Origin of the sequence: Streptococcus mitis, assembly GCF_002096835.1 — a bacterium.
GTDB lineage: Bacteria > Bacillota > Bacilli > Lactobacillales > Streptococcaceae > Streptococcus > Streptococcus mitis_W.
In genome coordinates this window covers 84,096-110,212 of the sequence record NZ_NCVG01000021.1, presented here as the reverse complement: position 1 = coordinate 110,212, position 26,117 = coordinate 84,096, and the positions used below count along the sequence as shown (strand labels likewise).

Genomic DNA, 26,117 nt, shown 5'->3' with positions numbered 1-26,117 from the left:
ATTTATGGTAAAATGGTTTTATGAATAAAAGAATGAATGAGTTAGTCGCCTTGCTCAATCGCTATGCGACTGAATACTATACCAGCGACAATCCGTCGGTTTCAGACAGTGAGTACGACCGCCTTTACCGAGAGTTGGTTGAGTTAGAAACTGCCTATCCAGATCAAGTGCTAGCAGACAGTCCTACCCATCGTGTTGGTGGCAAGGTTTTAGATGGTTTTGAAAAATACAGTCATCAGTATCCTCTTTATAGTTTGCAGGATGCTTTTTCACGTGAGGAGCTTGAAGCTTTTGATGCGCGTGTTCGTAAGGAAGTGGCCCATCCAACCTATATTTGTGAGTTGAAAATCGATGGCTTGTCTATCTCGCTGACTTATGAAAAGGGGATTTTAGTTGCAGCTGCAACGCGTGGAGATGGTTCTATTGGGGAGAATATCACAGAAAATCTTAAGCGTGTTAAGGACATTCCTTTGACCTTGCCAGAAGAACTTGATATTACAGTTCGTGGGGAATGTTACATGCCACGCGCTTCTTTTGACCAGGTTAACCAAGCTCGCCAAGAAAATGGAGAGCCTGAATTTGCCAATCCTCGTAATGCGGCAGCAGGCACACTACGTCAGTTGGATACAGCAGTAGTAGCCAAGCGCAATCTTGCGACTTTCCTCTATCAAGAAGCCAGCCCTTCAACTCGTGATAGCCAAGAAAAGGTTTTGAAGCACCTTGAACAACTTGGTTTTGTGGTCAATCCTAAGCGAATCTTGGCTGAAAATATAGATGAAATCTGGGATTTTATCCAAGAAGTAGGACAAGAACGGGAAATTCTGCCTTACGATATTGATGGGGTGGTGATCAAGGTCAATGACCTAGCAAGCCAAGAAGAACTTGGTTTTACCGTTAAGGCTCCAAAGTGGGCAGTAGCCTACAAGTTTCCTGCTGAAGAAAAAGAAGCTCAACTACTCTCAGTTGACTGGACAGTTGGCCGTACGGGTGTTGTAACCCCAACTGCGAATTTAACACCAGTACAGCTAGCTGGTACAACTGTTAGCCGTGCGACCCTGCATAATGTGGATTATATTGCTGAAAAAGATATCCGCAAAGACGACACGGTTATCGTATATAAGGCTGGCGACATCATCCCTGCCGTTTTATGTGTGGTAGAGTCCAAACGGGTTTCTGAAGAAAAACTAGATATCCCTACAAACTGCCCAAGTTGTGAGTCTGACTTGTTGCACTTTGAAGATGAAGTGGCTCTCCGTTGTATAAATCCGCGTTGCCCTGCTCAAATCATGGAAGGTTTGATCCACTTTGCCTCTCGAGATGCCATGAATATTACAGGCCTTGGTCCATCAGTAGTTGAGAAACTCTTTTCTGCTAATCTGGTTAAGGATGTGGCGGATATTTATCGTTTGCAAGAAGAGGATTTCCTACTTTTAGAGGGGGTCAAGGAAAAGTCTGCTTCTAAACTGTATCAGGCTATCCAAGCATCTAAGGAAAATTCTGCCGAGAAACTCTTGTTCGGTTTGGGAATTCGTCATGTCGGAAGCAAGGCCAGTCAGCTTTTACTCCAACATTTTCACTCGATTGAAAATCTGGCTCAGGCAGATCCAGAGGAAGTGGCCAGTATTGAAAGTTTGGGTGTTGTGATTGCCAAGAGTCTCCAGACTTATTTTGCGACAGAAGGCTCTGAAATTCTCCTAAGAGAATTGAAAGAAGCTGGGGTCAATCTGGATTATAAAGGTCAGACTGTAGTGGCAGATGCGGCCTTGTCAGGTTTGACCGTTGTATTGACTGGAAAATTGGAACGGCTCAAGCGCTCAGAAGCTAAAAGTAAACTCGAAAGTCTGGGTGCCAAAGTTACAGGTAGTGTTTCTAAAAAGACCGACCTCGTCGTTGCAGGAGCAGATGCTGGAAGTAAACTGCAAAAAGCACAAGAACTTGGTATCGAGGTTCGAGATGAAGCTTGGCTAGAAAGCTTGTAATAATCGTTTAAAAACAGAGTTTAGATAATATGACTATGTTTGTTAATCGGGACAAAATCGGTAAAGAATTTATTAGAAAAATAGAAAGAAAATAGAAGTAAAAAGGAAAAATAAAAAATGTATAACTACCCTATGCGCATTCATTACCATCGTAAGAATGGAGAATACGATACTTGCTCTTTTGTAAAAAGTCAGGATCAACGAATTGATTTGCTGACCTACAAAGAAGATTATTTTGGCGCCTTATTTTGTTTTGAACACCCAAGTGCTCATGCCCTAGAAAGCTTGAATTTTGTGGTTCATACAGGCCAAACTAGTAAAGAGTATGCTATCCGTTTTAATCACTATCCTCTTTTAACAGAAGTCTGGATTTTGGAAGGGGATGATAGGATTTATTATTCTGAAAATCCTGCTATTGCCAGTCCTTTCTATAAGAATCAAAATCCTTTTGCCTTTGATAAGGCCATTAACAGTGCTAGTTTTGACCATCATTGGGGTTACCAAGGGGAATTGGGGTGCCGTGTAGAGGATAATCAGGCTCATTTTTCTCTTTGGGCTCCAACAGCGACAGAAGTGCAGGTTGTCGTTTACGAATCTGCTGCTAACGATGCTCCTGTTTGGAAGACTTTTGAGATGGAAAGAGGCAATAGCTACTCTTATAACCATAAAGACAATACAATCGGTGTCTGGAGTTTGGATGTTGAGGAAGATTTAACTGGTAAGGCTTATCAGTATCAAGTCCAATTCCCTCATCACCAAACACTGACACGCGACCCATACACGATTGCAACCAGTCCTGATGGCAAACGGTCAGCTATTCTAAGTCATGCAGAAAAGCAAGTTGCAAACTTTGAGGTCAAGCATGGTTCTGAGGCTACTTGGCGCTTGGCTAATCCGTGTAAGGCAGTTATTTGTGAAATGCACATTCGTGATTTGACCAAGTCACCGACCTCAGGTGTGGATGAACATCTTCGAGGAACTTTCTTGGGTGCTGCCCAGTCTGGAACTGTTAACCAGTACGGTCAGTCAACTGCTTTTGATTACATCAAGAAGCTGGGCTACAATTATGTTCAGTTGCAACCAATTGCAGATCGTCATAAAGAGTATGATGCAGATGGGAATGTAACCTACAACTGGGGTTATGACCCACAAAACTATAACGCACCAGAAACGAGCCTTTCAACTAATCCAGAGGATCCAGCACAGGTCATTCGTGATTTGAAGACCATGGTTCAAGCCTATCATGATGCGGGTATTGGTGTCATTATGGATGTGGTTTATAACCATACCTTCTCAGTTGTTGATGCACCTTTCCAAACAACTGTCCCTGATTACTATTATCGTATGAATCCAGATGGTACTTTCCAGAATGGAACGGGTGTTGGAAATGAGACAGCCAGTGAACACGAAATGTTCCGCAAATATATGATTGATTCTCTCCTATACTGGGTGCAGGAATACAATATTGACGGCTTCCGTTTTGATTTGATGGGGATTCATGATGTCAAGACCATGCAGATGATTCGTCAGAGTTTGGATGAAATCGACCCTAACATTATCCTTTATGGAGAAGGTTGGGATATGGGAACAGGTCTTGCACCTTATGATAAGGCCAAGAAAGACAATGCCTACCAGATGCCAAATATTGGTTTCTTTAATGACAATCAGCGTGATGCTGTCAAAGGTGGAGAAGTTTATGGTGCTATCAAGTCAGGTTTTGTTAGTGGTGCTGCGACAGAGCCAATTCTAGCCAAAGCAATTCTAGGCAGTCGTGAATTAGGTACTTATACACATCCAAACCAAGTGCTTAACTATGTAGAGGCCCATGACAATTACAATCTTCACGATTTGTTGGCAACACTACATCCAGACCAAAGTTCAGAACAAATCATGCGCAAGGTTGAGACAGCCACAGCTATGAACCTACTCATGCAAGGGATGGCCTTTATGGAAATCGGTCAAGAATTTGGTCGTACCAAACTGGTTGCGACTGGTGAGCTGACCCATGATGATAGAGAACGTGCTATGAATAGCTATAATGCTCCTGATAGTGTGAATCAAGTGAACTGGGACTTGATTAATGAGCGTCAAGATAGTATTGAGTTTATCCGTCAGATGATTCGATTGAAGACAGAAAGCAGTGCCTTTTCTTACCCAACTTATGATGAGATTTACCATCATGTTTTTGTTCATTCAGCCCATGAACATAGTGGTTGGATTGTTTATGAGGTTCAAGGGGAAGAACATTTACTGGTTGCATTTAATGCTAAAGGGCAAGACTTCCAGTTTGAAAATGCTGGAAATCTAGAACTATTGGTGACCAATAGCCATTTAAGTGATAAAGACATGGTTGGTGGCGTCAGTGCCAGCGTCTTTAAAGTTTTGTAGAATAGATTTACAATTTAAATTCATTTGTGGTGCTTTATCTGTTAATAAAATCAGGAGATTCATTTCCTGATTTATTTTTTTTACTTAAAATTATATTTTTGTTAGCTAAATAACGAACTTTATGATAGTATTATTAAAAAAACAATTCGTTTTCAAATCATTTCTGAAAATTTATTGATTTACAAGTGAACACATCAGTGAATTTGTTGAAGACTTTCAAAAGATTTTTTTGCAAATTCCGTAATTTACTTGAATCTTCCCTAAAAAGGTAGTATAATAAATCTATGGAAAACGCTTACAGATTTAGGAGGGTGTATGGATAAGAAACAAGCTTTAGAAACCTTTGTGACAGGTGAAAATTTTCACCTCCAGCACTATCTGGGAGCTCATAGGGAAGAAAAAAATGGAGAGTATGGCTATACTTTTCGTGTGTGGGCGCCTAATGCTCAGGCTGTTCACTTGGTAGGGGATTTCACCAATTGGGTTGAAAATCAAATTCCGATGGAACGGAATGAATTTGGAGTCTGGGAAGTCTTTACCAGTCTTGCTCAAGAAGGCCAAATTTATAAGTACCATATCACGCGTGCAAATGGTCATCAGCTGATGAAGATTGACCCTTTGGCTGTACGGTATGAGGCACGACCTGGGACTGGTGCTATTTTAACAGATATTCCAGAAAAGAAATGGAAGGATGGTCTTTGGCTAGCTCGTAGAAAACGTTTGAGCTTTGAAGAGCGTCCTGTCAATATTTACGAGGCTCATGCTGGCTCTTGGAAGAGAAATCCTGATGGCAGCCCCTATAGTTTTGCTCAATTGAAAGATGAACTCATTCCTTACTTGGTTGAGATGAATTATACTCACATTGAGTTTATGCCTTTGATGTCTCACCCACTAGGTTTGAGTTGGGGCTATCAGCTTATGGGTTACTTTGCTTTAGAGCATGCCTATGGTCGTCCTGAAGAGTTTCAAGATTTTGTTGAGGAATGTCACTTAAACAATATAGGCGTTATTGTAGACTGGGTACCTGGTCACTTTACTATTAATGATGATGCCTTGGCTTATTATGATGGAACACCGACTTTTGAATACCAAGACCATAATAAGGCTCATAACTACGGTTGGGGAGCACTTAATTTTGACCTTGGAAAGAATGAAGTCCAGTCTTTCTTGATCTCTAGTATTAAGTTCTGGATTGATTTTTATCATTTAGATGGTATTCGCGTGGATGCGGTTAGCAACATGCTCTATCTTGACTACGATGATGCTCCATGGACTCCTAATAAAGATGGTGGCAATCTCAACTATGAAGGTTATTATTTCCTTCAACGCTTGAATGATGTGATTAAACTAGTTCATCCAGACGTTATGATGATAGCTGAGGAAAGTTCATCAGCTACTCAGATTACTGACACTAAGGATTCAGATGGTCTAGGATTTGACTATAAATGGAATATGGGTTGGATGAATGATATCCTCCGATTCTACGAAGAAGATCCGATTTATCGTAAATACGACTTTAACCTGGTGACTTTCAGCTTTATGTACGTCTTCAAGGAGAATTATCTCCTACCATTCTCACACGATGAAGTGGTTCATGGCAAGAAGAGTATGATGCACAAGATGTGGGGAGATCGCTACAATCAATTCGCAGGCTTGCGCAATCTCTACACTTACCAAATTTGTCACCCAGGTAAAAAATTGCTCTTCATGGGTAGTGAATATGGGCAATTTCTAGAATGGAAATCTGAAGAACAGTTGGAATGGTCTAACCTAGAAGATCCAATGAATGCTAAGATGAAGTATTTCACTTCTCAGCTAAACCAGTTTTATAAAGACCACCGCTGTCTGTGGGAAATTGATAATAGTTATGATGGTATTGAAATCATCGATGCGGATAATCGAGACCAGAGTGTTCTTTCCTTCATCCGTAAGGGGAAGAAGGATGATATGTTAGTCTGTATCTTTAATATGGCACCTGTTGAACGAAAAGATTTTACAATCGGACTTCCTGTTGCAGGGATTTACGAAGAAGTCTGGAATACTGAGTTAGAAGAGTGGGGAGGCGTTTGGAAAGAACATAATCAAACTGTGCAAACGCAAGAAGGACTATGGAAAGATTATGAGCAGACCTTGACCTTTACCCTACCGGCTATGGGAGCAAGTGTTTGGAAAATCAAACGTCGCTTGAAACCTACTAAAACCGTCACAAGTAAAAACCAAAAAGGAGTAGAAAATGAAGAATGAAATGTTAGCTTTGATTCTTGCTGGTGGGCAAGGAACTCGTCTCGGTAAACTCACTCAAAGCATCGCAAAACCAGCAGTGCAATTTGGTGGGCGCTACCGTATCATTGACTTTGCTCTTTCAAACTGTGCCAACTCAGGCATCAACAATGTTGGAGTCATTACACAGTACCAACCACTTGCTCTCAACAACCATATTGGGAATGGTTCAAGCTGGGGACTAGATGGTATCAATTCTGGTGTCTCTATTCTTCAACCTTATTCTGCAAGTGAAGGAAATCGTTGGTTTGAGGGGACTAGCCACGCTATTTACCAAAATATTGATTATATCGATAGTGTCAATCCTGAGTATGTCTTGATTCTCTCTGGGGACCATATCTACAAAATGGACTATGATGATATGCTCCAGTCTCACAAGGATAATAATGCTAGTTTGACAGTAGCAGTTCTTGATGTTCCTCTTAAGGAAGCTAGCCGTTTTGGTATCATGAATACAGATGCAAACAATCGTATTGTTGAATTTGAAGAAAAACCAGCTCAACCTAAATCTACCAAAGCTTCTATGGGAATTTACATTTTTGATTGGCAACGTCTGCGCAATATGCTCGTTGCTGCTGAAAAGAGCAATGTCGATATGTCAGACTTTGGTAAAAATGTCATTCCAAATTACCTTGAGTCAGGTGAAAGTGTTTATGCTTATGAATTTAATGGTTACTGGAAAGACGTTGGTACGATTGAGTCTCTTTGGGAAGCTAACATGGAATATATTTCACCAGAAAATGCCTTGGATAGCCGTAACCGTCAATGGAAGATTTACTCAAGAAACTTAATTTCACCACCAAACTTCCTTGGGGCAAATGCTCACGTGGAAGATTCCTTGGTTGTTGATGGCTGTTTCGTAGATGGAACTGTTAAACATTCTATCCTCTCAACAGGTGCGCAAGTTCGCGAAGGGGCAGAAGTAGTAGATTCAGTTATCATGAGTAGTGCAATTGTTGGTCAGGGAGCTAAAATCAAACGTGCCATTATTGGTGAAGGTGCAGTTATTTCTGATGGTGTCGAAATTGATGGAACAGAAGAAGTACAAGTTGTAGGATATGATGAAGTAGTGGGGGTAGCAACAGATGAAGATTGATAAATATTCTGCCATTTTAGGAAACACAGTTGGTTTTCATGATATGTCAACACTGACAGACCACCGTCCAGTAGCTAGTTTGCCATTTGGTGGTAAATATCGCTTGATTGACTTCCCGCTTTCAAGTCTTGCTAATGCTGGTGTCCGTAGTATTTTTGGTATTTTCCAACAAGACAATATCAGTTCAGTCTTTGACCATATCCGTTCAGGGCGTGAGTGGGGCTTGTCAACTCTTCTTAGCCACTACTATCTAGGTATTTACAATACCCGTGTGGAAAGTAGTACAGTTGGAAAAGAATACTACCAACAGCTTCTTACTTATTTGAAACGTTCCGGCTCAAACCAAACAGTGTCACTTAACTGTGATGTTTTGATTAATATTGATCTGAACCAAGTATTCCACCTACACACTACAACAAAAGGTCCAATCACTGTAGTTTATAAAAAACTACCTAAAAAAGATATTTCAGAAGTAAATGCAATCTTAGAAGTGGATGAAACAGACCATGTCCGTTCTCATAAACTCTTTGATAGTAAATCATCAGATGAAGTTTACAATATGTCCACAGATATCTTTGTCGTCGATACACCTTGGTTGATTGAACGCTTAGAAGAAGAAGCTAAGAAAGAACATCCAGAGAAATTGCGTTATGTTTTACGGGATTTGGCGGCAAAAGAAGGGGCTTTTGCCTACGAGTACACAGGTTATCTGGCAAATATTCATTCTGTAGAGTCTTATTACCAAGCTAATAAAGATATGCTTGAATCTCAAAAATTCTACTCTCTATTTACTCCAAACCAAAAGATTTACACAAAGGTAAAAAACGAAGAGCCAACTTATTATGCTAATACATCTAAGGTAAGCACTTCTCAGTTTGCCTCTGGTAGTATTATTGAAGGTCAAGTGGCTAATTCTGTTTTATCACGTAATATTCATGTCCATAAGGATAGTTTGGTTAAAGATAGCATCTTATTCCCTCGTGTTGTTATTGGAGAAGGTGCTCAGGTAGAATACGCTATCTTGGACAAGGGTGTGGAAGTTGCGGATGGAGTTGTGATCCGTGGAACTGCAGAACATCCAGTCGTCGTTAAGAAAGGTAGCAAAGTAACAGAGGATATTCATTCATGAAAATTTTATTTGTAGCCGCAGAGGGCGCACCCTTTTCAAAAACAGGTGGTTTGGGAGACGTCATTGGCGCTCTTCCTAAATCACTTGTAAAAGCGGGACATGAAGTTGCAGTAATTTTACCCTACTATGACATGGTAGAGGCTAAATTTGGAAATCAGATTGAAGATGTTCTTCATTTTGAGGTGAGTGTTGGTTGGCGCAGACAGTATTGTGGAATTAAGAAAACCGTCTTAAACGGTGTAACCTTCTACTTTATTGACAACCAATATTATTTCTTCCGTGGTCATGTTTACGGTGATTTTGATGACGGAGAACGCTTTGCCTTTTTCCAACTGGCTGCCATTGAGGCTATGGAAAGGATTGACTTTATTCCTGACCTTCTCCATGTTCATGATTACCATACAGCTATGATTCCTTTCTTGTTAAAGGAAAAATACCGTTGGATTCAAGCCTATCAAGGAATAAAAACTGTTTTAACTATTCATAATTTGGAATTCCAAGGACAATTTTCAGAAGGAATGTTATGGGATTTGTTTGGAGTTGGCTTTGAACGCTACGCTGATGGGACCCTTCGCTGGAATAACTGTCTGAACTGGATGAAGGCTGGAATTCTTTACGCAGACCGTGTGTCAACTGTTTCACCTAGTTATGCTCATGAAATTATGACTAGCCAGTTCGGATGTAACTTGGATCAGATTCTCCGAATGGAGTCTGGTAAAGTTTCTGGTATCGTGAATGGGATTGATGCTGACCTTTATAATCCTCAGACCGATACCCTATTAGACTATCATTTTAATCAGGAAGATTTGTCTGGAAAAGCCAAGAATAAGGCAAAATTACAAGAGAGAGTTGGCTTGCCAGTTAGAGCTGATGTTCCTCTGGTGGGAATTGTTTCTCGTTTGACACGTCAAAAAGGTTTTGATGTGGTAGTGGAAAGTCTGCACCATATCTTGCAAGAAGATGTTCAGATTGTTCTTTTGGGAACTGGTGATTCAGCCTTTGAAGGAGCTTTCTCATGGTTTGCTCAAATTTACCCAGACAAGCTATCAGCAAATATCACTTTTGATGTCAAACTAGCTCAAGAAATCTACGCTGCATGTGACCTCTTCCTCATGCCAAGTCGTTTTGAACCGTGTGGCTTGTCTCAAATGATGGCTATGCGTTACGGAACCTTGCCATTGGTTCATGAGGTTGGTGGTTTACGAGATACCGTTCGCGCTTTCAATCCAATCGAAGGAAACGGTACTGGATTTAGCTTTGACAATCTTTCACCTTACTGGTTGAATTGGACTTTCCAAACAGCATTAGACTTGTATAGAAATCATCCTGACGTTTGGAGAAACTTACAAAAACAAGCCATGGAGTGTGATTTCTCATGGGATACAGCCTGCAAGTCATACCTTGACTTGTACCATAGTTTAGTTAATTAATAGATAAAATCGTATGATGGCTTCATACGATTTTTGGGCTGTTTAGAGAGGAGAACTGATGTCTCAAGTAAAAGGCTTGTGTGTTATGGATGTTGATGGAACCTTAATTCTAGAAGAAGTGATTGATCTTTTGGGAAGAGAGGTAGGTCGTGAGGAGGAAATATCTCAGATTACAAGTTGGGCAATGCGAGGAGAGATAGACTTTGAAAGCAGTTTAAGAAAAAGAGTTTCCTTGTTGGAAGGCCTTTCTATTTCGATCTTTGATAAAGTCTTCAACTCTATTCATCTATCTCCAAATGCCCAGGAATTCATTTCCATTCTCCAAAAGAATGGCATTCAAGTTGGTCTGGTGTCCGGTGGATTTACACCAATAGTTGATAGATTAGCAAAATCTCTCGGTATTGCCTATTTCTCTGCCAATCAACTTGAAGATAAAGACGGTCATCTAACAGGAAAATTAGTTGGACAAATTATCAGTCCCCAGGTCAAAAAAGAGACTCTGGAAAAATGGAGAGAGAAACTAAAACTTCCTAAAGAAAGAACGATTGCAATCGGTGACGGGGCCAATGATCTATTAATGTTGAAGTCAGCAGGACTGGGAATTGCTTTTTGTGCCAAAGAGGTACTCAAAAAAGAAATACAACATCATGTTGACAAGAGGGATTTTTTAGAAGCTCTACCTTTGATTGACTGTTTAGAATGAGGGAAAATATGAAGATTGTAATTGCACCAGATTCATTTAAGGAAAGCTTGTCCGCTCAACAAGTAGCTGAAGCAATAAAAAGAGGCTTCCAACAATTGATAGCAGATGTAGAATGTCTCCTCTGTCCTGTTGGTGATGGTGGCGAAGGTACAGTAGATGCTATTTGGCATTCTATTGACCTTGAAGAAAAATGGATCAAAGTTACAGGACCTTTTGGACAAAAAGAAGCCATGCGCTATTTTCAAAAAGGGGGACTGGCACTATTTGAAGTTGCTGACTTAGTCGGCCTTGGAAAGATTCCGCTAGAGAAACGAAATCCACTTCAAATACAAACTCGTGGTATTGGAGAGTTGATTCGTCATCTCATTGCTCAAGGGATTACAGAAATCTATATCGGCGTTGGCGGTACGGCCAGTAATGACGGAGGAATTGGGCTCGCCGCTGGTTTAGGTTATCGATTTTATGATAGGGATGGAAATGTCTTGCCGGCTTGCGGTCAATCCTTACTAAAATTAGCTTCTGTTTCAACAGAAAATCGCTATGAAATTCCTGAAGATGTTCAAATTCGTATTTTAGCAGATGTCGCGAGTCCCTTATGTGGTCATCAAGGTGCGACTTACACTTTTGGCAAACAAAAAGGTTTACATCCTACTATGTGTGCAGTAGTAGATAAGGCAATCCAAGATTTTTATGAAAAAGTCTCCTCTGCAACATTAAAACTTAAAGGAGCAGGAGCTGGTGGAGGCATTGCTGGCGGTTTGTGTTCCTTTGCTCAGGCAAGTATCGTATCTGGAATTGACACCTGCCTAGACTTGATTGACTTTGATAAGAAAGTTGCAGATGCTGACTTGGTTATTGTTGGAGAAGGAAGGCTAGATCGTCAAAGCTTTGCTGGGAAAGCGCCTATAGGTGTTGCAAAAAGAACCCCTGTCGGAGTTCCTGTTATTGCTATTTGCGGTAGTCTTGCTGAAGATTTACCTTCCTTACCATTTGAGAATATCCAAGCGGCTTTTTCAATTTTGGAGAAAAGTGAACCTTTAGAAGATAGTTTGAAAAATACCAGTCTCTATTTGGAGCACACGGCTGCCAATATAGGGAGTTTATTAAATATGCGTAAGATTTAGCCAAACCATTTCTTCCATAAGGATGTTTTGGCTGGTTCTTCCTTTTTAACTTCCCAAAGTTTTGCAAAAGCAAGTCGAAGGTTCTTTTCTTCTACTTGAACGGGTGCATTGGTGTGGATAATCAGGCCAAAAGGAGAAGAAGTATGCTCTTCAGATACAATGGTAGCTTGACTATCAGTTTCTTTAGCTTCTTTTAAGTAGAAAACTTGCTTGTCAAATTCGATATTTGGTGAAATCTTCACAAATAGTGGTTCTGCTTTTTCCTGAAGGTTTTCTAAAATAGATAAAAAGCATTTTTCTAACTGAGGGCTATTTGCTGTGTCAATATCTGCATATCCAAGAACTCTTTCCTCAAAAGTGCCAAGATAGCGTCTTTGTTCATCTGGATTTAATTTTGGCCCACCATGAGCTTTTTCAAGTAATTGTTTTGATAAATCTGTCATGAAAACAGTATATCATAAAAGTTAGAATAAAACAGATAAAAGAAAGCGATTACTTTATAAAGTTAAGGAAAATTTGCACAAAGATAACGTTTTTTCTTGAAAAAGGAGGGGTTTTAAGGTATTATAGAGGTGTAAAAAATTTAACTCATAAGGAGAGTAAAAAATGTCAATTATTACTGATGTTTACGCTCGCGAAGTCCTAGACTCACGCGGTAACCCAACACTTGAAGTAGAAGTTTATACTGAATCAGGTGCTTTCGGACGTGGTATGGTTCCATCAGGAGCTTCTACTGGTGAACACGAAGCAGTTGAACTTCGCGACGGTGACAAATCTCGTTACGGTGGTCTTGGTACACAAAAAGCTGTTGACAACGTAAACAACATCATTGCTGAAGCTATCATCGGCTACGATGTACGTGACCAACAAGCTATCGACCGTGCTATGATCGCTCTTGACGGTACTCCTAACAAAGGTAAATTGGGTGCTAACGCAATCCTTGGTGTGTCTATCGCTGTAGCTCGTGCTGCTGCTGACTACCTTGAAATCCCACTTTACAGCTACCTTGGTGGATTCAACACTAAAGTTCTTCCAACTCCAATGATGAACATCATCAACGGTGGTTCTCACTCTGACGCTCCAATTGCTTTCCAAGAGTTCATGATCGTACCTGCTGGTGCGCCATCATTCAAAGAAGCTCTTCGTTGGGGTGCTGAAATCTTCCACGCTCTTAAGAAAATCCTTAAATCTCGTGGTCTTGAAACAGCCGTAGGTGACGAAGGTGGATTCGCTCCTCGTTTTGAAGGAACTGAAGATGGAGTTGAAACTATCCTTGCTGCTATCGAAGCTGCTGGATATGTTCCAGGTAAAGACGTATTTATCGGATTTGACTGTGCTTCATCAGAATTCTACGATAAAGAACGTAAAGTTTACGACTACACTAAATTTGAAGGTGAAGGAGCAGCTGTACGTACTGCTGCAGAACAAATCGACTACCTTGAAGAATTGGTAAACAAATACCCAATCATCACTATCGAAGATGGTATGGATGAAAACGACTGGGACGGTTGGAAAGCTCTTACTGAACGTCTTGGTGGCAAAGTTCAATTGGTTGGTGACGACTTCTTCGTAACAAATACTTCTTACCTTGAAAAAGGTATTGCAGAAGGTGCTGCTAACTCAATCCTTATCAAAGTTAACCAAATCGGTACTCTTACTGAAACATTCGACGCTATCGAAATGGCGAAAGAAGCTGGTTACACTGCCGTTGTATCACACCGTTCAGGTGAAACTGAAGATTCAACAATCGCTGACATCGCAGTTGCAACTAACGCAGGACAAATCAAGACTGGTTCACTTTCACGTACAGACCGTATCGCTAAATACAACCAATTGCTTCGCATCGAAGACCAACTTGGTGAAGTAGCTGAATACCGTGGATTGAAATCATTCTACAACCTTAAAAAATAAAATAGTTCAGTGAACTATTTTATCCCGAACCTTGAAATTCAAAAGTTCGGCCGTTGATTTAACAACGTTTCTAGCCCCTCGGATTTGATCCGAAGGGCTTTTTTTCTGTTCAGGGGGCAAAAAAGGGGCATAACTTTTTAAAAAAGGTAAGTTAATACAAATACGATTCAGCTAATATAATTGAAAATGATAGAAAAAAGGGTGAATTTATGATATACTTTAACGTAGGACCTTTTTAGAAATTTTGAAAGAGTATAAAAATTTAAAATGAGAAAAATTGTTATCAATGGTGGCTTGCCCCTGCAAGGTGAGATTACCATTAGTGGCGCAAAAAATAGTGTTGTAGCTTTAATTCCGGCTATTATTTTGGCAGATGATGTTGTGACTTTAGATTGTGTACCTGATATTTCTGATGTTGCTAGTCTTGTCGAAATCATGGAGTTAATGGGTGCTACCGTTAAGCGTTATGACGATGTATTGGAGATTGATCCAAGAGGTGTTCAAAATATTCCAATGCCTTATGGGAAAATCAACAGTCTTCGTGCATCTTATTATTTTTATGGAAGTCTTTTAGGTCGCTTTGGTGAAGCTACTGTTGGTTTACCTGGTGGATGTGATTTGGGACCTCGCCCTATTGACTTACACCTTAAGGCTTTTGAAGCTATGGGAGCAACTGTCAGCTACGAGGGAGATAACATGAAGTTATCTGCCAAAGATACAGGACTTCACGGCGCAAGTATCTACATGGACACGGTTAGTGTCGGTGCGACTATTAATACGATGATTGCTGCGGTTAAAGCAAGTGGTCGTACTATTATTGAAAATGCAGCCCGTGAGCCTGAGATTATTGATGTAGCTACTCTCTTGAATAATATGGGTGCCCATATCCGTGGTGCAGGAACCAATATCATCATTATTGATGGTGTTGAAAGATTACACGGAACGCGTCATCAGGTGATTCCAGATCGTATTGAAGCTGGAACGTATATTTCCTTAGCTGCTGCAGTTGGTAAGGGAATTCGTATTAATAATGTACTATACGAACACTTAGAAGGTTTCATTGCGAAGTTGGAAGAAATGGGAGTTCGAATGACTGTATCTGAAGACAGCATTTTTGTCGAGGAACAGTCTAATTTGAAAGCAATCAATATTAAGACAGCTCCTTATCCTGGTTTTGCTACTGACTTGCAACAACCAATTACTCCTCTCTTGTTAACAGCGGAAGGGCGTGGTACCATTATTGATACCATTTATGAGAAACGTGTAAACCATGTTTTTGAACTAGCAAAGATGGACGCGGATATTACGACTACAAATGACCATATTTTATATAACGGTGGACGTAGTTTACGTGGGGCAAATGTAAAAGCTACTGACCTTAGAGCTGGGGCCGCACTTGTCATTGCTGGTTTGATGGCTGAAGGTAAAACTGAAATTACAAATATTGAGTTCATCTTACGTGGTTATTCAGATATTATTGAAAAATTACGTAATCTAGGAGCGGATATTACACTTGTTGAAGAATAAACCGTAGAGGTGATTATGAATATTTGGACCAAATTAGCAATGTTTTCTTTTTTTGAAACGGATCGCTTGTATTTGCGTCCTTTCTTTTTTAGTGATAGTCAAGACTTTCATGAGATAGCTTCAAATCCCGAAAATCTCCAATTTATTTTTCCGACTCAGGCAAGTCTGGAAGAAAGCCAATATGCAATGGCCAATTATTTTATGAAATCTCCATTAGGAGTATGGGCTATTTGTGACAAGAAAACTGAAAAAATGATTGGTTCAATCAAGTTTGAAAAGCTAGACGAAATTAAAAAAGAAGCAGAACTTGGTTATTTTTTGAGAAAAGATGTGTGGTGTCAAGGTTTTATGACTGAAGTTGTAAAAAAACTTTGCCAACTTTCTTTTGAGGAACTTGGTTTAAAACAATTATCTATCATTACCCACCTTGAAAATGAAGCTAGCCAAAAGGTTGCTCTTAAGTCTGGATTTCGATTGATTCGTCAGTTTAAAGGAAGTGATCGCTATACAAGGAAAATGCGAGATTATCTTGAGTTTCGCTTTGTAAAGGGAGAAATTAATGAGTAAACACCAAGAAATTCTAAGTTATTTGGAAGAATTACCTGTTGGTAAAAGAGTCAGTGTTCGAAGCATTTCCAACCATCTAGGAGTCAGTGATGGAACGGCCTATCGGGCCATAAAAGAAGCTGAAAACCGTGGAATTGTAGAGACTCGCCCAAGAAGTGGTACTATCCGTGTTAAATCTCAGAAAGTTGCTATAGAGAGATTAACTTTTGCTGAAATTGCTGAAGTGACCTCTTCTGAGGTTCTGGCTGGACAAGAAGGTTTAGAGAGAGAATTTAGTAAGTTTTCAATCGGTGCCATGACTGAGCAAAATATTTTATCTTACCTTCATGATGGGGGACTCTTGATTGTTGGCGACCGGACTCGTATTCAATTATTAGCGCTGGAAAATGAAAATGCAGTTCTGGTTACAGGTGGATTTCAGGTTCATGATGATGTGCTTAAACTGGCCAATCAAAAAGGGATTCCTGTTCTGAGAAGCAAGAATGATACTTTTACCATTGCGACCATGATCAATAAAGCCCTGTCAAATGTACAAATCAAGACTGATATTCTGACAGTTGAGAAACTTTATCGCCCAAGTCATGAGTATGGTTTTCTGAGGGAAACAGACACAGTCAAAGATTATTTGGACTTGGTACGTAAGAATCGTAGCAGCCGTTTCCCTGTTATTAATCAACATCAGGTCGTTGTTGGGGTTGTTACTATGAGAGATGCTGGTGATAAGTCACCAAGTACTACAATTGATAAGGTCATGTCTCGTAGTCTATTTTTGGTTGGATTATCGACAAATATTGCCAATGTGAGTCAACGGATGATTGCAGAAGACTTTGAAATGGTACCGGTTGTTCGGAATAATCAAACCTTGCTTGGAGTTGTAACACGACGAGATGTCATGGAGAAGATGAGTCGTTCCCAAGTTTCTGCTCTACCGACTTTTTCTGAGCAGATTGGTCAAAAACTTTCTTATCACCATGATGAAGTAGTGATTACAGTGGAACCCTTTATGCTAGAGAAGAATGGTGTTTTGGCTAATGGTGTATTGGCAGAAATCTTGACTCACATGACCCAAGATTTAGTTGTGAATAGTGGGCGCAATCTCATTATCGAGCAGATGCTAATTTACTTTTTGCAGGCTGTTCAGATAGATGATATATTGCGTATTCAAGCCCGTATTATCCATCATACGAGACGGTCAGCTATTATTGATTACGATATTTATCATGGTCACCAGATTGTTTCAAAAGCAAATGTAACCGTTAAAATTAATTAGAAACTAGGAGAAAAAATGATAACATTAAAATCAGCTCGTGAAATCGAAGCTATGGATAAGGCCGGTGATTTTTTAGCAAGTATCCATATTGGCTTGCGTGATTTGATTAAGCCTGGCGTAGATATGTGGGAAGTTGAAGAATACGTTCGCCGTCGTTGTAAGGAAGAAAATTTCCTTCCGCTTCAGATTGGAGTTGACGGTGCAATGATGGACTATCCTTATGCTACCTGTTGCTCTCTTAATGATGAAGTGGCTCATGCTTTCCCTCGTCACTATATCTTGAAAGATGGTGATTTGCTCAAAGTTGATATGGTTTTGGGAGGTCCTATTGCTAAATCTGACCTGAATGTCTCAAAATTAAACTTCAACAATGTTGAGCAAATGAAGAAATACACTCAGAGCTATTCTGGTGGTCTTGCAGACTCATGTTGGGCTTATGCTGTTGGTACACCGTCCGAAGAAGTGAAAAATCTGATGGATGTAACTAAAGAAGCCATGTATAAGGGGATTGAACAAGCTGTTGTTGGAAATCGTATCGGTGATATCGGTGCGGCTATTCAAGAATACGCTGAAAGTCGTGGTTACGGTGTAGTGCGTGATTTGGTTGGTCATGGTGTTGGCCCAACCATGCACGAAGAGCCAATGGTTCCCAACTATGGTATTGCAGGTCGTGGGCTTCGTCTCCGTGAAGGAATGGTTTTGACCATTGAACCAATGATCAATACAGGTGACTGGGAAATTGATACTGATATGAAGACCGGTTGGGCGCATAAAACCATTGACGGTGGTTTATCTTGTCAATATGAACACCAATTCGTGATTACTAAAGATGGACCTGTTATCTTGACTAGCCAAGGTGAAGAAGGAACTTATTAATAAAAAGTAAAAAGGCTGCTGGATGTTCATTTTGAAAAATGGAGTAGATTGTTTCATATTTAAATAAACGCATTGTATCAAGTTTTAGGTAGCTGATATGATGCGTTTTTCTGATTTTAAGATTTTTAATTCAATCTCTTGTTCTTTATTAAGATTTCAAAAACAAAATTCTTCTAAACTGCTACACTTCAGGTTAAAAAAAGGACATTTCAGATTTTCTGGTTCAGAAATAGCTATCACTATGATATAATTATTTTATGATTATTACTATTCCTATAAAAAACCAAAAAGATATTGGCACACCATCTGATTCAGTCGTAGTTCTTGGCTATTTTGATGGTATACATAAGGGACATCAAGAATTATTTCGTGTTGCCAACAAGGCTGCGAGAAAGGATTTATTGCCTATCGTAGTTATGACATTTAATGAATCTCCAAAGATTGCTTTAGAGCCTTATCATCCTGATTTGTTTTTACATATTTTAAATCCTGCTGAACGTGAAAGAAAATTAAAACGCGAAGGTGTAGAAGAATTATATCTCCTTGATTTTAGTAGCCAATTCGCTAGTCTCACGGCAGAAGAATTTTTTGCAACCTATATCAAGGCTATGAATGCCAAAATTATTGTTGCAGGTTTTGATTATACATTTGGTTCTGACAAAAAAACGGCAGAAGATTTAAAGGATTACTTTGATGGAGAAGTTATCATCGTCCCACCTGTAGAAGATGAGAAAGGAAAGATTAGTTCAACACGTATTCGTCAAGCTATTTTAGACGGAAATGTGAAAGAAGCAGGAGAACTTTTGGGGGTACCGCTTCCATCAAGAGGAATGGTTGTCCATGGTAATGCTCGTGGTCGTACGATTGGTTATCCAACAGCTAATTTGGTGCTTTTAGACCGTACTTATATGCCGGCAGATGGCGTTTATGTGGTTGATGTTGAGATTCAAAGACAGAAGTATCGTGCTATGGCTAGTGTTGGAAAAAATGTGACCTTTGATGGAGAAGAAGCACGTTTTGAAGTCAACATTTTTGATTTTAATCAAGATATTTATGGTGAAACCGTTATGGTTTATTGGCTTGATCGTATTCGAGATATGACCAAATTTGACTCAGTCGACCAATTAGTGGACCAGTTAAAGGCAGATGAAGAAGTAGCTCGGAATTGGTCTTAAGAAATTGAGTAAACAAAAAAGAGGTTGTCTGTACCCCAAAAGATAGAAGATTTAGTCTAACTTTTGAGGTCACTACAAGACCTCTTTTATTCTTTTTCAAAGGTAAATCCTTCTCCAAGTATTTCGTGGGCTTCTGTGATCGTGATAAAGGCTTGAGGATCGATTCGATGAATCATTTCCTTCATTTTCACAATTTCATTTCTTCCAACAATACAGTAGATGATTTTTAAATCTTCTTTACTATAGTAACCTTGACCTGAGATAAAAGTAACACCTCTTCCAAGGTCATCATTAATCGCCTTAGCAAGTTGATCAGGACGTTTTGTGATAATCATAAATCCTTTGCCGGCATAGCCGCCTTCGCCAATCAAATCGATAACACGAGAAACGATAAAATCAAATAAGAGCGTGTAGGAAACCAATCTCAAATCCTTGAAGATGAGGAGAATGAGCATGAGAATACAAAAATCTAAGATAAAGAGCAGTTTCCCCATAGATATATGAGTGTATTTATTGAGAATACGAGCTACAATATCAGTTCCACCAGTTGTCCCACCAGCATTAAAGATAATTCCGAGCCCAATTCCCAATAGAATTCCCGCTATGAGGGCTGTAATCAGTAAATCACCTTGAAGATCAATATGAAGGGGAATCCGCTCAAAAAAAGCCAACCAGGCAGACAAGGCTAAGGTTCCGAGCAAACTAGAATAGAGGGATTTGGCTCCAAAGATTTTCCAAGCCAGGATGAAAAGGGGAATATTAATCAGCAAGTTCATGAGAGAAACAGGGATTTTAAAAAGATAAAAGGTGATGAGGGTAATACCTGTCGCCCCTCCTTCAAAGAGATGATGGGGAACTACAAAATAAGTCAGCCCAAAAGCATAAATAGCAGCACCTAGTAAAATGGTTAAAACGGGATAAATTTTTTTAATCATAGGAACCTCTTTTCTTATAAGTAGATTATATCAAATTTTTAAGGAAAATTTGAATGACTCCATTAGGATTTTTAATCTTTTTTTGATATAATTAAGAGTAAGAAAACCAATCTGAATCCTAAAATAGAAAGATTGCAACTATGACAAAAATTAAGATTGTAACCGATTCATCTGTTACTATTGAACCAGAACTAGTAAAACAATTAGATATCACTGTTGTTCCACTATCTGTAATGATTGATAATGTTGTTTATTCTGATGCTGATTTAAAAGAAGAAGGTAAATTTCTTCAGTTGATGCAAGAAGCTAAAAATCTTCCTAAGACAAGCCAGCCACCTGTAGGTGTCTTTGCTGAAGTGTTTGAAGAACTATCTAAGGATGGTAGCCAGATTCTTGCTATTCATATGTCTCATGCCCTTTCAGGTACTGTAGAAGCAGCACGCCAAGGTGCTAGTTTATCTACTGCCGACGTGACGGTGATTGATAGTTCCTTCACTGATCAAGCCTTGAAATTCCAGGTAGTTGAGGCTGCGAAGTTAGCTCAAGAAGGCAAAGATATGGAGGAAATTCTAACTCGTGTAGAAGCAGTTAAAAACAACACAGAACTCTATATTGGCGTTTCAACTTTGGAAAATTTGGTAAAAGGTGGTCGTATTGGTCGTGTAACTGGATTGTTGAGTTCACTTCTCAATATACGTGTTGTTATGCAAATGAAAGACCATGAATTGCAGCCAATTGTTAAAGGTCGTGGAGCTAAAACCTTTAAAAAATGGTTAGATGAGTTAATAGCAACTCTCTCTGAACGTTCTGTAGCAGAGATTGGAATTTCATATTCTGGTAGTGCTGATTGGGCAAAAGAGATGAAAGAAAGTTTACAAGCTTATGTTGAAAAGCCAATTTCTGTTTTGGAAACGGGTTCCATTATTCAAACTCACACGGGTGAGAACGCTTGGGCTATTTTGGTACGTTACCACTCCTAAAAAAATAAATAAAATGGGAAGAAATAGTGTTTTTAACTTGACCTAAAAGGGATTTTAGGATATGATTATATTTGTTAATTAGAAATTAAATTGGAGGAATCGTTAACATGGCAAACAAACAAGATTTGATCGCTAAAGTAGCAGAAGCTACAGAATTGACTAAGAAAGACTCAGCAGCAGCAGTTGAAGCTGTATTCGCAGCAGTAACAGAGTACCTTGCAGCTGGTGAAAAAGTTCAATTGATCGGTTTTGGTAACTTTGAAGTTCGTGAGCGTGCTGCACGTAAAGGTCGCAACCCACAAACTGGTAAAGAAATCAAAATTGCAGCTTCTAAAGTACCAGCATTCAAAGCTGGTAAAGCTCTTAAAGACGCTGTTAAATAATTTGAATTTTAAATGCCTATTGGATCAAGCTTTCTAGCTTGGTCAGTAGGCTTTTTTTGTTGTTTTGGGGCATTTTTGGGGACAGAATATGAATGAACTAGTACCTGAAAAAATCTTTCAAATACAAGCTAATTCAATTTGCGTAGCAGAAATCATACAAATAAAATTGATTATAGTAAAATAGGATTAGAATTATTAAGAAAGTTGGTTCTTTATTGGAAACGATAGTATTTTCAATCTCCGTTTTTTTAGCAGGGATCTTGTCCTTCTTTTCCCCTTGCATTTTCCCTCTGTTACCTGTCTATACTGGTATCTTATTGGATGATCAGGAAAGTGCAAAAAGTTTTTCCTTGTTTGGGAAAAAGGTTCTTTGGTCAGGCTTGATTCGAACACTTTGCTTTATCGCAGGTATTTCTCTCATTTTCTTTATTCTTGGATTTGGTGCTGGTTACTTTGGTAATATTCTCTATGCAAATTGGTTTCGCTATACAATGGGTACAATTATTATCATTTTAGGCCTTCACCAGATGGAAATTTTTCATTTTAAGAAATTAGAGGTTCAGAAAAGCTTTACTTTTAAGAAATCAGAAGCCAATCGTTATTGGTCAGCCTTTTTACTCGGTATTACTTTTAGCTTTGGTTGGACGCCTTGTATTGGTCCAGTTTTAAGTTCTGTCTTAGCACTTGCGGCTTCTGGAGGTAATGGCGCTTGGCAAGGAGCGATTTATACCTTGATTTACACTCTGGGGATGGCTATTCCTTTCTTGGTCTTGGCTCTAGCTTCAGGCGTAGTGATGCCTTATTTTAGTAAACTCAAGCGTCATATGATGCTACTGAAGAAAATTGGTGGTTTGCTCATTATTTTAATGGGAATTTTGTTACTATTAGGACAAGTAAATGTTCTAGCTGGAATTTTTGAATAAAGGAGAAAAAGATGAAAAAACTAATGTTTGCTGGCTTAAGCCTCTTGTCACTAGTTGTATTGATGGCCTGTGGTGAGGAAGAGACTAAAAAGACTCAAGCTCCACAACAAGCCCCAAAACAACAGCAACAAACGCCTGTGCAACAAATTGCTGTTGGGAAAGAGGCTCCAGACTTCACCTTGCAATCAATGGATGGCAAAGAAGTTAAGTTATCTGATTTTAAGGGTAAAAAAGTCTACTTGAAGTTTTGGGCTTCATGGTGTGGTCCATGTAAGAAAAGTATGCCTGAGTTGATGGAATTAGCGGCGAAACCAGATCGTGATTTTGAAATTCTTAGTGTCATTGCACCAGGTATTCAAGGTGAAAAAACTGTCGAGCAATTCCCACAATGGTTCCAAGATCAAGGATATAAAGATATCCCAGTTCTTTATGACACAAAAGCAACTACATTCCAAGCTTATCAAATTCGAAGCATTCCTACAGAATACCTGATTGATAGTCAAGGCAAGATTGGAAAGATTCAATTTGGTGTTATCAGTAATGCGGATGCAGAAGCAGCTTTTAAAGAAATGAACTAGAATAGATAAAAATCTGATTACAAGAGAGTAGTCAGATTTTTTTAGAAAATTATTTTATAAATATTCACAAATGTCCTATATTTATGGTAAAATAGAATCATCATTTTATTTTGGAGAAAAAGATGAATATATTTAGAACCAAAAATGTTAGTTTAGATAAAACGGAGATGCACAGGCATTTGAAGTTATGGGATTTGATTTTGCTGGGTATCGGAGCCATGGTAGGGACAGGTGTCTTTACAATTACAGGTACTGCAGCTGCAACGCTTGCTGGTCCAGCACTAGTGATTTCAATAGTCATTTCTGCCTTGTGTGTGGGATTATCAGCCCTCTTTTTTGCAGAATTTGCTTCGCGGGTACCCGCTACAGGTGGTGCCTACAGTTATCTCTATGCTATTTTAGGAGAATTCCCTGCCTGGTTGGCTGGTTGGTTAACCATGATGGAGTTCATGACAGCCATATCAGGCGTAGCTTCGGGTTGGGCAGCTTATTTTAAAGGATTGCTTTCTCAATACGGGATAGCCCTTCCTCAGGCTTTAAATGGAACCTTTAATCCTCAAGCAGGGACCTTCGTTGATTTATTGCCTATTCTTGTCTTGGTCTTGGTGACCTCACTTGTTTTACTCAATGCTAAAGCAGCCTTACGCTTTAATTCTATTCTAGTTATTTTGAAATTTTCCGCTTTAGCTCTCTTTGTTTTAGTAGGAATTTGGAATATTAAGCTTGATAATTGGAGCAATTTTGCTCCTTATGGTTTTGGACAAATCTATGGTGCTAGTACTGGTATTATGGCTGGTGCGTCCTTAATGTTCTTTGGATTTTTAGGCTTCGAATCCATCTCTATGGCTGTAGATGAGGTCAAGACTCCTCAAAAAAATATTCCTAGAGGGATTGTCTTATCGCTTTCTATCGTAACTATTCTCTATGCCTTGGTGACGCTTGTCTTGACTGGTGTGGTCCATTATAGCCATCTAAATGTCGACGATGCCGTTGCCTTTGCTCTTCGTAGCGTTGGGATTAGTTGGGCAGCCAACTATGTGTCATTAGTGGCTATCTTGACCTTGATTACAGTTTGTATTTCGATGACCTATGCCCTATCACGTATGATTTACAGTTTAGCGCGTGACGGATTGATGCCTGCCGCCTTTAAAGAACTAACGAAGACTAGCAAGGTACCAAAGAATGCTACTATCTTGACAGGTCTAGCTTCAGCAGTAGCTGCAGGAATGTTCCCACTAGCCAGTATCGCAGCCTTCTTAAACATTTGTACCTTGGCCTACTTGATTATGCTTGCTTACGGCTTGATTCGCTTACGGAGAGAAAAGGGGATGCCCAAAGCTGGAGAATTTAAAACACCACTGGTACCATTATTACCAATTTTATCAATCATCATTTGTTTGTCCTTTATGTTACAGTATAATATGGAAACTTGGATTGCTTTCCTAGTTGCGTTGTTAGTAGGAAGTATTATTTACTTCACTTATGGCTATAAGCATTCTACCATAGAAGAATAATACTCTTCGAAAATCTCTTCAAACCACGTCAGCTTCGCCTTGCCGTATATATGTGACTGACTTCGTCAGTCTTATCTACAACCTCAAAACAGTGTTTTGAGCTGACTTCGTCAGTTCTATCTACAACCTCAAAACAGTGTTTTGAGCTGACTTCGTCAGTTTCATCTACAACCTCAAAAACATGTTTTGAGCTGACTTCGTCAGTTCTATCTGCAACCTCAAAGTCGTGCTTTGAGCAGCCTGCGGCTAGCTTCCTAGTTTGCTCTTTGATTTTCATTGAGTATATAAAGTGAGAATCTGTTGAGTTGTTGACACTCAGCAGATTTTTATATGTGAAAGAAATTTCAATTTTTTTCTTAAAATAGCTTGACAGATTAAATTTTTAGGAGTAGAATGTTTACCAGTTAATTAAATAGTTAAGGGGTTATCCATGAAAAAACAAAGTTTATTTTTAGTATTGTTAAGTGTCTTTCTTTTGTGTTTAGGGGCTTGTGGTCAAAAGGAAAGCCAGACAGGGAAAGGGATGAAAATTGTGACCAGTTTCTATCCTATCTACGCTATGGTAAAGGAAGTATCTGGTGACTTGAATGATGTTCGAATGATTCAGTCAAGTAGTGGGATTCACTCCTTTGAACCTTCGGCAAATGACATCGCGGCCATCTATGATGCAGATGTCTTTGTTTACCATTCTCATACGCTAGAATCTTGGGCAGGAAGTTTAGATCCCAATCTAAAAAAATCTAAAGTGAAGGTTTTAGAGGCTTCAGAGGGAATGACTTTGGATCGTGTCCCTGGTCTAGAAGATGTGGAAGCAGGTGATGGAGTTGATGAAAAAACGCTTTATGACCCTCATACTTGGCTAGATCCTGAAAAAGCTGGAGAAGAAGCTCAGATTATCGCTGATAAACTTTCAGAGGTTGATAGTGAACACAAAGAAACTTATCAAAAAAATGCGCAAGCTTTTATCAAAAAAGCTCAAGAATTGACTAAGAAATTCCAACCTAAATTTGAAAAAGCGAGTCAGAAAACATTTGTAACCCAGCATACAGCCTTTTCTTATCTAGCTAAGCGATTTGGACTTAATCAACTTGGTATTGCAGGCATCTCTCCTGAACAAGAACCAAGTCCAAGACAACTAACAGAAATTCAGGAATTTGTTAAGACCTATAAGGTTAAGACGATTTTTACAGAAAGTAATGCTTCTTCAAAAGTAGCTGAAACTCTTGTCAAATCAACAGGTGTGGGGCTTAAAACTCTGAATCCTTTAGAGGCAGACCCACAAAATGACAAGACTTATCTCGAAAATCTTGAAGAAAATATGAGTGTTTTAGCAGAAGAATTGAAATGAG

At 39.3% G+C, this 26,117-nt stretch carries 22 protein-coding genes; 20 read left to right on the top strand and 2 right to left on the bottom strand.

Features of this window, described 5'->3' with window-relative positions; translation table 11 throughout:
* The first annotated feature begins 20 nt into the window (after positions 1 to 20).
* The 8 genes from ligA (at position 21) to B7699_RS04735 (ending at position 12,129) form a co-directional block, all read left to right on the top strand.
* Positions 21 to 1,979 carry an NAD-dependent DNA ligase LigA gene (gene ligA, locus B7699_RS04770; protein ID WP_084927299.1) on the top strand — a complete coding sequence of 653 codons (1,959 nt, stop codon included), beginning with the start codon at positions 21 to 23 and terminating at the stop codon, positions 1,977 to 1,979.
* A gap of 117 nt (positions 1,980 to 2,096) precedes the next feature.
* A complete protein-coding gene (gene pulA / locus B7699_RS04765; protein ID WP_084927298.1) occupies positions 2,097 to 4,367 on the top strand; it encodes a type I pullulanase in 2,271 nt (756 codons plus the stop codon).
* Between the two features lie 315 nt (positions 4,368 to 4,682).
* On the top strand, positions 4,683 to 6,611 hold the full coding sequence (glgB, locus tag B7699_RS04760; protein ID WP_045606921.1) for a 1,4-alpha-glucan branching protein GlgB: 1,929 nt from the start codon (positions 4,683 to 4,685) through the stop codon (positions 6,609 to 6,611).
* The gene (locus B7699_RS04755) at positions 6,601 to 7,743 is read left to right on the top strand and encodes a glucose-1-phosphate adenylyltransferase (RefSeq protein WP_084927297.1); all 1,143 of its coding nucleotides are present in this window, start codon (positions 6,601 to 6,603) and stop codon (positions 7,741 to 7,743) included. Before glgB ends, B7699_RS04755 begins: the two co-directional genes overlap by 11 nt.
* Positions 7,733 to 8,872 (top strand): glucose-1-phosphate adenylyltransferase subunit GlgD, encoded by a 1,140-nt coding sequence (glgD, locus tag B7699_RS04750; protein ID WP_084927296.1) that lies wholly within the window; start codon positions 7,733 to 7,735, stop codon positions 8,870 to 8,872. Before B7699_RS04755 ends, glgD begins: the two co-directional genes overlap by 11 nt.
* Positions 8,869 to 10,302, top strand: coding sequence for a glycogen synthase GlgA (gene glgA / locus B7699_RS04745; RefSeq protein WP_084927295.1), 1,434 nt, complete (start codon positions 8,869 to 8,871; stop codon positions 10,300 to 10,302). The genes glgD and glgA overlap by 4 nt, the downstream gene beginning before the upstream one ends.
* A 58-nt stretch (positions 10,303 to 10,360) precedes the next feature.
* Entirely contained in the window at positions 10,361 to 11,005 is a 645-nt protein-coding gene (gene serB, locus B7699_RS04740) for a phosphoserine phosphatase SerB (protein WP_020901394.1), read from the top strand.
* An 8-nt stretch (positions 11,006 to 11,013) separates the two neighbouring features.
* Positions 11,014 to 12,129: a glycerate kinase gene (locus B7699_RS04735; RefSeq protein ID WP_084927294.1), complete on the top strand. Its 1,116-nt coding sequence runs from the start codon at positions 11,014 to 11,016 to the stop codon at positions 12,127 to 12,129.
* On the opposite strand, the gene B7699_RS04730 is transcribed toward B7699_RS04735, so the two are convergent.
* Positions 12,126 to 12,572: a DUF1694 domain-containing protein gene (locus tag B7699_RS04730; RefSeq protein ID WP_084927293.1), complete on the bottom strand. Its 447-nt coding sequence runs from the start codon at positions 12,570 to 12,572 to the stop codon at positions 12,126 to 12,128. The two genes, B7699_RS04735 and B7699_RS04730, sit on opposite strands and share 4 nt — an antisense overlap.
* A 163-nt stretch (positions 12,573 to 12,735) precedes the next feature.
* On the opposite strand from B7699_RS04730, the gene eno reads away from it, so the two are divergent.
* The 6 genes from eno (at position 12,736) to B7699_RS04700 (ending at position 19,455) form a co-directional block, all read left to right on the top strand.
* Positions 12,736 to 14,040 carry a surface-displayed alpha-enolase gene (gene eno, locus B7699_RS04725; protein ID WP_000022821.1) on the top strand — a complete coding sequence of 435 codons (1,305 nt, stop codon included), beginning with the start codon at positions 12,736 to 12,738 and terminating at the stop codon, positions 14,038 to 14,040.
* A 267-nt stretch (positions 14,041 to 14,307) separates the two neighbouring features.
* Complete coding sequence (locus tag B7699_RS04720; protein WP_084927292.1) at positions 14,308 to 15,567, top strand: UDP-N-acetylglucosamine 1-carboxyvinyltransferase; 1,260 nt, start codon at positions 14,308 to 14,310, stop codon at positions 15,565 to 15,567.
* Positions 15,568 to 15,582: 15 nt separating this feature from the next.
* Positions 15,583 to 16,134: a GNAT family N-acetyltransferase gene (locus tag B7699_RS04715; RefSeq protein ID WP_084927291.1), complete on the top strand. Its 552-nt coding sequence runs from the start codon at positions 15,583 to 15,585 to the stop codon at positions 16,132 to 16,134.
* The gene (gene spxR, locus B7699_RS04710) at positions 16,127 to 17,404 is read left to right on the top strand and encodes a CBS-HotDog domain-containing transcription factor SpxR (protein WP_045606875.1); all 1,278 of its coding nucleotides are present in this window, start codon (positions 16,127 to 16,129) and stop codon (positions 17,402 to 17,404) included. The genes B7699_RS04715 and spxR overlap by 8 nt, the downstream gene beginning before the upstream one ends.
* A 15-nt stretch (positions 17,405 to 17,419) precedes the next feature.
* The gene (locus B7699_RS04705) at positions 17,420 to 18,280 is read left to right on the top strand and encodes a methionyl aminopeptidase (protein ID WP_000631543.1); all 861 of its coding nucleotides are present in this window, start codon (positions 17,420 to 17,422) and stop codon (positions 18,278 to 18,280) included.
* 257 nt (positions 18,281 to 18,537) lie between these two features.
* Positions 18,538 to 19,455 carry a bifunctional riboflavin kinase/FAD synthetase gene (locus B7699_RS04700; protein ID WP_084927290.1) on the top strand — a complete coding sequence of 306 codons (918 nt, stop codon included), beginning with the start codon at positions 18,538 to 18,540 and terminating at the stop codon, positions 19,453 to 19,455.
* Between the two features lie 86 nt (positions 19,456 to 19,541).
* Here B7699_RS04700 and B7699_RS04695 read toward each other — a convergent pair whose 3' ends face one another.
* Positions 19,542 to 20,390, bottom strand: coding sequence for a YitT family protein (locus B7699_RS04695; protein WP_049501768.1), 849 nt, complete (start codon positions 20,388 to 20,390; stop codon positions 19,542 to 19,544).
* Positions 20,391 to 20,530: 140 nt separating this feature from the next.
* On the opposite strand from B7699_RS04695, the gene B7699_RS04690 reads away from it, so the two are divergent.
* The 6 genes from B7699_RS04690 (at position 20,531) to adcAII (ending at position 26,116) form a co-directional block, all read left to right on the top strand.
* Positions 20,531 to 21,370, top strand: coding sequence for a DegV family protein (locus B7699_RS04690; RefSeq protein WP_084927289.1), 840 nt, complete (start codon positions 20,531 to 20,533; stop codon positions 21,368 to 21,370).
* Positions 21,371 to 21,477: 107 nt separating this feature from the next.
* Complete coding sequence (locus B7699_RS04685) at positions 21,478 to 21,753, top strand: HU family DNA-binding protein (RefSeq protein WP_001284640.1); 276 nt, start codon at positions 21,478 to 21,480, stop codon at positions 21,751 to 21,753.
* A gap of 215 nt (positions 21,754 to 21,968) precedes the next feature.
* Positions 21,969 to 22,676 carry a thiol-disulfide oxidoreductase-associated membrane protein CcdA2 gene (ccdA2, locus tag B7699_RS04680; protein WP_084927288.1) on the top strand — a complete coding sequence of 236 codons (708 nt, stop codon included), beginning with the start codon at positions 21,969 to 21,971 and terminating at the stop codon, positions 22,674 to 22,676.
* A gap of 11 nt (positions 22,677 to 22,687) precedes the next feature.
* Positions 22,688 to 23,254, top strand: coding sequence for a thiol-disulfide oxidoreductase-associated lipoprotein SdbB (sdbB, locus tag B7699_RS04675; protein WP_084927287.1), 567 nt, complete (start codon positions 22,688 to 22,690; stop codon positions 23,252 to 23,254).
* Positions 23,255 to 23,376: 122 nt separating this feature from the next.
* Positions 23,377 to 24,768 (top strand): APC family permease, encoded by a 1,392-nt coding sequence (locus B7699_RS04670; RefSeq protein ID WP_001020327.1) that lies wholly within the window; start codon positions 23,377 to 23,379, stop codon positions 24,766 to 24,768.
* A gap of 430 nt (positions 24,769 to 25,198) precedes the next feature.
* Complete coding sequence (adcAII, locus tag B7699_RS04660) at positions 25,199 to 26,116, top strand: zinc-binding lipoprotein AdcAII (RefSeq protein ID WP_049539664.1); 918 nt, start codon at positions 25,199 to 25,201, stop codon at positions 26,114 to 26,116.
* The last annotated feature ends 1 nt before the right edge of the window (position 26,117 follow it).

What these genes read in the sequence shown, in the direction of transcription:
- glgD (WP_084927296.1), top strand. Translation starts at nt 7,733, where the DNA reads ATGAAGATTGATAAATATTCTGCCATTTTAGGAAACACAGTTGGTTTT.
- B7699_RS04670 (WP_001020327.1), top strand. Translation starts at nt 23,377, where the DNA reads ATGAATATATTTAGAACCAAAAATGTTAGTTTAGATAAAACGGAGATG.
- B7699_RS04700 (WP_084927290.1), top strand. Translation starts at nt 18,538, where the DNA reads ATGATTATTACTATTCCTATAAAAAACCAAAAAGATATTGGCACACCA.
- B7699_RS04695 (WP_049501768.1), bottom strand. Translation starts at nt 20,390, where the DNA reads ATGATTAAAAAAATTTATCCCGTTTTAACCATTTTACTAGGTGCTGCT.
- B7699_RS04730 (WP_084927293.1), bottom strand. Translation starts at nt 12,572, where the DNA reads ATGACAGATTTATCAAAACAATTACTTGAAAAAGCTCATGGTGGGCCA.
- B7699_RS04720 (WP_084927292.1), top strand. Translation starts at nt 14,308, where the DNA reads ATGAGAAAAATTGTTATCAATGGTGGCTTGCCCCTGCAAGGTGAGATT.
- B7699_RS04755 (WP_084927297.1), top strand. Translation starts at nt 6,601, where the DNA reads ATGAAGAATGAAATGTTAGCTTTGATTCTTGCTGGTGGGCAAGGAACT.
- B7699_RS04690 (WP_084927289.1), top strand. Translation starts at nt 20,531, where the DNA reads ATGACAAAAATTAAGATTGTAACCGATTCATCTGTTACTATTGAACCA.
- B7699_RS04735 (WP_084927294.1), top strand. Translation starts at nt 11,014, where the DNA reads ATGAAGATTGTAATTGCACCAGATTCATTTAAGGAAAGCTTGTCCGCT.
- B7699_RS04705 (WP_000631543.1), top strand. Translation starts at nt 17,420, where the DNA reads ATGATAACATTAAAATCAGCTCGTGAAATCGAAGCTATGGATAAGGCC.
- ligA (WP_084927299.1), top strand. Translation starts at nt 21, where the DNA reads ATGAATAAAAGAATGAATGAGTTAGTCGCCTTGCTCAATCGCTATGCG.
- eno (WP_000022821.1), top strand. Translation starts at nt 12,736, where the DNA reads ATGTCAATTATTACTGATGTTTACGCTCGCGAAGTCCTAGACTCACGC.
- pulA (WP_084927298.1), top strand. Translation starts at nt 2,097, where the DNA reads ATGTATAACTACCCTATGCGCATTCATTACCATCGTAAGAATGGAGAA.
- adcAII (WP_049539664.1), top strand. Translation starts at nt 25,199, where the DNA reads ATGAAAAAACAAAGTTTATTTTTAGTATTGTTAAGTGTCTTTCTTTTG.
- spxR (WP_045606875.1), top strand. Translation starts at nt 16,127, where the DNA reads ATGAGTAAACACCAAGAAATTCTAAGTTATTTGGAAGAATTACCTGTT.
- sdbB (WP_084927287.1), top strand. Translation starts at nt 22,688, where the DNA reads ATGAAAAAACTAATGTTTGCTGGCTTAAGCCTCTTGTCACTAGTTGTA.
- B7699_RS04685 (WP_001284640.1), top strand. Translation starts at nt 21,478, where the DNA reads ATGGCAAACAAACAAGATTTGATCGCTAAAGTAGCAGAAGCTACAGAA.
- serB (WP_020901394.1), top strand. Translation starts at nt 10,361, where the DNA reads ATGTCTCAAGTAAAAGGCTTGTGTGTTATGGATGTTGATGGAACCTTA.
- glgA (WP_084927295.1), top strand. Translation starts at nt 8,869, where the DNA reads ATGAAAATTTTATTTGTAGCCGCAGAGGGCGCACCCTTTTCAAAAACA.
- B7699_RS04715 (WP_084927291.1), top strand. Translation starts at nt 15,583, where the DNA reads ATGAATATTTGGACCAAATTAGCAATGTTTTCTTTTTTTGAAACGGAT.
- glgB (WP_045606921.1), top strand. Translation starts at nt 4,683, where the DNA reads ATGGATAAGAAACAAGCTTTAGAAACCTTTGTGACAGGTGAAAATTTT.